Below are 5,181 nucleotides of genomic sequence, written 5' to 3' on the forward strand. Positions count from 1 at the left end.
CGCTCAACACGACCAGTTACCACTGTACCACGACCTGAAATCGAGAATACGTCTTCGATTGGTAGTAGGAATGGCTTATCGATATCACGCTCTGGCTCTGGAATATAAGAGTCTAACGCTTCAGCTAACTCAAGAATTTTACCTTCCCATGCTGCATCGCCTTCTAACGCTTTTAATGCAGAACCCTGGATAACTGGTAAGTCATCACCTGGGAAATCGTATTCTGAAAGAAGTTCACGAACTTCCATCTCTACTAATTCTAGTAATTCTTCGTCATCTACCATGTCACATTTGTTCATGAATACGATGATGAAAGGTACACCTACCTGACGTGAAAGTAGAATGTGCTCACGAGTCTGTGGCATTGGGCCGTCAGTCGCTGCTACTACTAAAATCGCGCCGTCCATCTGTGCAGCACCAGTAATCATGTTTTTAACATAATCGGCGTGACCTGGACAATCTACGTGCGCGTAGTGACGTGCTGGTGTGTCATATTCGATGTGAGAAGTATTAATGGTAATACCGCGCTCACGCTCTTCTGGAGCGTTATCGATTTGTGCGAAGTTACGAACTTCACCACCATAAGTCTTAGACAATACAGCTGAAATAGCTGCTGTAAGAGTTGTTTTACCATGGTCAACGTGACCGATGGTGCCTACGTTTACGTGGGGCTTTTTACGTTCAAATTTAGCTTTTGCCATGGTATCGCCTCAATCCAATAGTTTGGTGATGAAAAAACACATATAGTAAAAATCCGATGCATTAATATGACATCGAATCGATTATCGTTAAGGAGTTAGTATGACAGGCTGGTGCTGATAGGCAGATTCGAACTGCCGACCTCACCCTTACCAAGGGTGCGCTCTACCAACTGAGCCATATCAGCAATCAAATTTTGGAGCGGATGGCGGGAATCGAACCCGCGTTATCAGCTTGGAAGGCTGGAGTAATACCATTATACGACATCCGCGCAACCTAACATAGGCTACCTAACTACCTAGAAAATGGTGGAGGGAGAAGGATTCGAACCTTCGAAGGCTGAGCCGTCAGATTTACAGTCTGATCCCTTTGGCCACTCGGGAACCCCTCCAGAGAAAATGGTGCCGGCACCAAGAGTCGAACTCGGGACCTACTGATTACAAGTCAGTTGCTCTACCAACTGAGCTATGCCGGCGTGTCATTTCGGGTTCGGATATTAGGTAAATGTGCTCAGGAGTGCAATAGATAAATGCGAAAAAACTTAAAAAAAGTTTCAAATGTCGCTTTTTTGCTCTCCTTTTTGAAATGAAGGGCAATTTCTAGGCGAATATAATCCACATGACCAGAAATCAATATCAAAGTATTGTCGCCTATTATTCGATAGTGTAATGTGCCTGACCAACCTAGAGGAATGGTTATGACTTCAATAAACTCAATACAAGATGCACTATACTTTGCTTTTCAGCGCGAGCATTGGGCTGAATTACGTAAATCAGTGCCACTCACATTGAGCCAAACAGAACTCGAAAACCTTCGTGGTATGAATGAGAAGCTATCACTCGATGAAGTCACTGACATTTATTTGCCTCTAAGCCGGTTATTAAATCTTTTTGTCGGCTCAAAACAACAACGCGGCCTAGTCCTGGGTAAATTCCTCGAACAAAAAAACTCTCCTAGCCCTTATATCATTAGTATTGCTGGCAGCGTTGCGGTTGGTAAAAGCACTACTGCCCGAATTTTACAAACGTTATTACAACGTTGGCCCGAGCATCCTAAAGTAGACCTGATTACTACTGATGGCTTTTTATACCCGCTTGCCGATCTTAAACGTAAAGGTTTATTGCAACGTAAAGGCTTTCCTGAGAGCTACGACATGAAAATGTTAGTTGAATTTATCTCTGCAGTTAAAGCGGGTAACAAAGAAGTGTTGGCACCGTTATATTCGCATGTCACTTACGATAGATGCCATGACGAACATCAAGCAATCCGTCAACCTGACATTTTAATCCTAGAAGGCCTTAATGTTTTACAAACAGGACTGGACACGCCTATCGATACAAGGCGCCCGTTTGTCTCTGACTTTGTTGATTTTTCTATTTATGTCGATGCCGAAGAAACATTATTAAAACAATGGTATAAGCAGAGGTTTTTGCAGTTTAGGAAAGGAGCATTTAGTGATCCAGATTCATTTTTTCATCACTACTCTTCACTTAGTGACGATGAAGCTAATGCGGTTGCAGCTAATATTTGGGACACCATTAATGGTCCAAACTTACAACTCAATATTCAACCGACCAGAGAAAGAGCACACCTTATTTTACAAAAAGGCCAAAACCACTTAATGAATAAAGTGTTATTACGAAAATAAACACTATTAAAAGCCTAGTTAATAGGCTTCTATTTATTATTTTTAGCTCGCTCTTAAGCTTATCTCGCCACCCACAAATGCGAGTGTTCCTTGATCATTTTCTAATAAAATCGCGCCTTGTTTATCGATACCACGACAAGTACCCGTTACGCTATTAGGCGCCATTAATAACGTTACCTCTCGGTTAATAAATAAATCATGGTCATTCCAGCGCTGTAGGAATGCATCTAAACCCTGCTGTTCGAATAATAATAAATCACGTTTGAGTTGTTGGTGTAATTTAACAACTAGCATCGTTTTATCTGGCATATTGTCCATGGCAGACAAATCACTCCAAGGTTGGTCAATTAATACACCCTGCTCCACAGACATACTCATATTAATCCCAAAACCTATGATTAATTCAGTCTGTGTATCTGAGTGATGGTTCAACTCAATGAGAATACCGGCTAACTTTTTGTGTTCAAGATAAATGTCATTTGGCCATTTAACACCTAAGCCTTCTACACCTAATTCCTGCAGGGTTTTAACGATTGAACATCCCACAACTAGGCTTAACCCGCTAGCATATGTGATATCCCGATTTAACCGCCAAAACAAAGATGCATACATATGATGGCCATATGGCGATAGCCACTGACGACCACGACGTCCACGACCCGCAGATTGATATTCAGCAACACAAATATCGCCAGACTCGAGTTCCGAAGCATGGTTTAACATGAAAGCATTTGTGCTGTTAGTTTCATCAAAATAAAAACATCGATTATCAATGTTATTAATCAACTCACTTTCATTTATGAGTGATATTGCGTTGGCTAATTTGTATCCTTTACCTTTAACGCTATAAATTTCGACCCCATAATCTTTTAGCGCATCAATATGTTGGTTTATTGCTGCACGAGTCAGTGCTAGTTTTTGTGCTATAGCTTCACCAGATACAAACCCCTTATGGCTTAAACACGCTAATATCTGTCTTTTACGTAACCAGTGATCATTCATTGATTTCAATCTCCCCGTCAGGCCCCATAATTCTCGGTTCTGCCTGTAACGTTACTGTAAACATATTAAATACAACTTCAATAATATGACGTGCTAACAGGCAAACTTGTTCGCCAGTTGCCTGTCCCACATTAACCAACACCAACGCCTGATCCTGATGTACTGCGGCGCCACCAATTCGGGTGCCTTTCAGCCCAGCTTGTTCAATAAGCCAGCCAGCGGCTAGTTTGTATTGCCCATCGACTTGCTCATAAGCAACCATAGTTGGAAATTGATCCTTGAGCGCAATAAACTTACTTGCCTCAACCATTGGGTTTTTAAAGAAACTGCCAACATTGCCTAATACTTTAGGGTCAGGCAGTTTAGATTGACGAACTTGACATACACAATCAAAAATTTGTTTTGCCGTAACGGTTAAAGGATCCATATGTTGTAGCGGACCATAATCCAACACTGGTTGCCATTGCTTAGGTAGCTTGAATGTCACTTCAGTGACAACAACTAGATTTTTTAATTCCTGCTTAAAAATAGACTCACGATAACTAAAATGGCATTGCTGATTACTGAACACTTGAAGCTCGTTTGTATCTAGTCGTAAAAATTCTATCTCATGGCAAAAACGATTAAATTCTACGCCATAAGCACCAATATTTTGTATCGGTGCAGCACCTACGGTCCCCGGAATAAGTGCCATATTTTCAAGGCCATTAATCTGATTAGCTAAACAAAACTCAACTAGCTCATGCCAATTTTCACCCGCTTGCACACTCACGTAATAATAGTCAGTGTCCGTTGTCACTTTAATACCTTTAGTGGCAATATTAACGACTGTACCTTGGTAATCACTAGTAAATACCAAATTACTGCCCCCCCCAAGAATAAGCATGGGCATCGGCTTTAAATATAAATGGGTACAGGTATCTATAAGTTCGACTTTAGAAGACACTCTAACTAGAGATGAACAATACTGTTGAAGGCCAAAAGTATTCAACTGAGCTAAAGAAGTAGGCATAAAATAATCTATCAAAGAGTAATGTCATATTGTAACAGGGAAAATTAATTTGATTAGTGAGTTTCTATTTAAAACTTAATACACTTGTTAACATTGGTTTGACTTGGATATATTTTGGCTGAGCAAGGGCTCGTTCACTGACAGTCGGACAACAGTAATTCGAATATTTCCGTTTATTTGGTACAGGTTGTCTGTAATGGTCAATTTAAACCACCGAAACCTCAATTAATCCTACATAAACAAAGATGAAATTTCAGTCACTCACTTGCACAAATCTCAATGGCAACACTAAGCGGACGGTATGCTGTAGAGGTTATGGATGCTTCGTGTTAACACACCAATGATATTGCAGATGATTTGCAATAGACGTCTGTAGTGAAGCATGGAATACATTCATTGAAGATAAGGAGTGCGTCAAAAGGATATGTCATCGTCAAGTGGCAACAGTGATCACTGAGTTATAAGGAATAGTATGAGTTGGCATATAAGCCGCACTGCTATCATGCCTCTTTCTCTGACCATATTGATAAACTGCAGACGTAAAAAATCCCGTTGCGTTAGCAACTGGCTTTCACTACTTTTTCGAGCCTCTCTTTTCAGAAAAATTAGCGACCGGAAATGACCTATTCTGGCATGAGCATATCGGCCACACTGCTATCATGCTTCTTTCTCTGACCATATTAACTAAACTGTAGACGTAAAAAAGCCCGTTGCGTTAGCAACGGGCTTATCACTACTCTTTCGAGTAAATTAGGCGCCTGGAAATGACCTACTCTCGCATGGGGAGACCCCACACTACCATCGGCGATACTGTGTTTCA

The 5,181-nt window shown here is 41.0% G+C and carries 4 protein-coding genes and 4 tRNA genes; 1 reads left to right on the forward strand and 7 read right to left on the reverse strand.

All coding sequences use genetic code 11. The features are described 5' to 3' along the window. From AC19MV_RS22680 to AC19MV_RS22700, 5 genes are all read right to left on the reverse strand, one after another. Positions 1-701 (reverse strand): elongation factor Tu (locus AC19MV_RS22680; RefSeq protein WP_498310006.1); only part of this gene is annotated, 701 nt, incomplete at its 3' end. A 109-nt stretch (positions 702-810) separates the two neighbouring features. Further along, positions 811-886 (reverse strand) — tRNA-Thr (locus AC19MV_RS22685). A gap of 10 nt (positions 887-896) precedes the next feature. After that, a tRNA-Gly gene (locus AC19MV_RS22690) sits at positions 897-970 on the reverse strand. 35 nt (positions 971-1,005) lie between these two features. Further along, a tRNA-Tyr gene (locus AC19MV_RS22695) sits at positions 1,006-1,090 on the reverse strand. 8 nt (positions 1,091-1,098) lie between these two features. Beyond that, positions 1,099-1,174, reverse strand: a tRNA-Thr gene (locus AC19MV_RS22700). A 222-nt stretch (positions 1,175-1,396) separates the two neighbouring features. On the opposite strand from AC19MV_RS22700, the gene coaA reads away from it, so the two are divergent. Further along, positions 1,397-2,347 (forward strand): type I pantothenate kinase, encoded by a 951-nt coding sequence (gene coaA, locus AC19MV_RS22705; RefSeq protein ID WP_432406050.1) that lies wholly within the window; start codon positions 1,397-1,399, stop codon positions 2,345-2,347. 42 nt (positions 2,348-2,389) lie between these two features. On the opposite strand, the gene birA is transcribed toward coaA, so the two are convergent. Both birA and murB read right to left on the reverse strand, forming a co-directional pair. Beyond that, on the reverse strand, positions 2,390-3,349 hold the full coding sequence (gene birA / locus AC19MV_RS22710; RefSeq protein ID WP_498310007.1) for a bifunctional biotin--[acetyl-CoA-carboxylase] ligase/biotin operon repressor BirA: 960 nt from the start codon (positions 3,347-3,349) through the stop codon (positions 2,390-2,392). Further along, positions 3,342-4,361 carry a UDP-N-acetylmuramate dehydrogenase gene (murB, locus tag AC19MV_RS22715; RefSeq protein WP_498310008.1) on the reverse strand — a complete coding sequence of 340 codons (1,020 nt, stop codon included), beginning with the start codon at positions 4,359-4,361 and terminating at the stop codon, positions 3,342-3,344. Before murB ends, birA begins: the two co-directional genes overlap by 8 nt. Positions 4,362-5,181 lie beyond the last annotated feature (820 nt).

The sequence above is a fragment of the Shewanella sp. MF05913 genome (assembly GCF_059758095.1).

Coding starts and splice junctions, on each gene's coding strand:
- coaA (WP_432406050.1), top strand. CDS start 1,397: ATGACTTCAATAAACTCAATACAAGATGCACTATACTTTGCTTTTCAG.
- birA (WP_498310007.1), bottom strand. CDS start 3,349: ATGAATGATCACTGGTTACGTAAAAGACAGATATTAGCGTGTTTAAGC.
- murB (WP_498310008.1), bottom strand. CDS start 4,361: ATGCCTACTTCTTTAGCTCAGTTGAATACTTTTGGCCTTCAACAGTAT.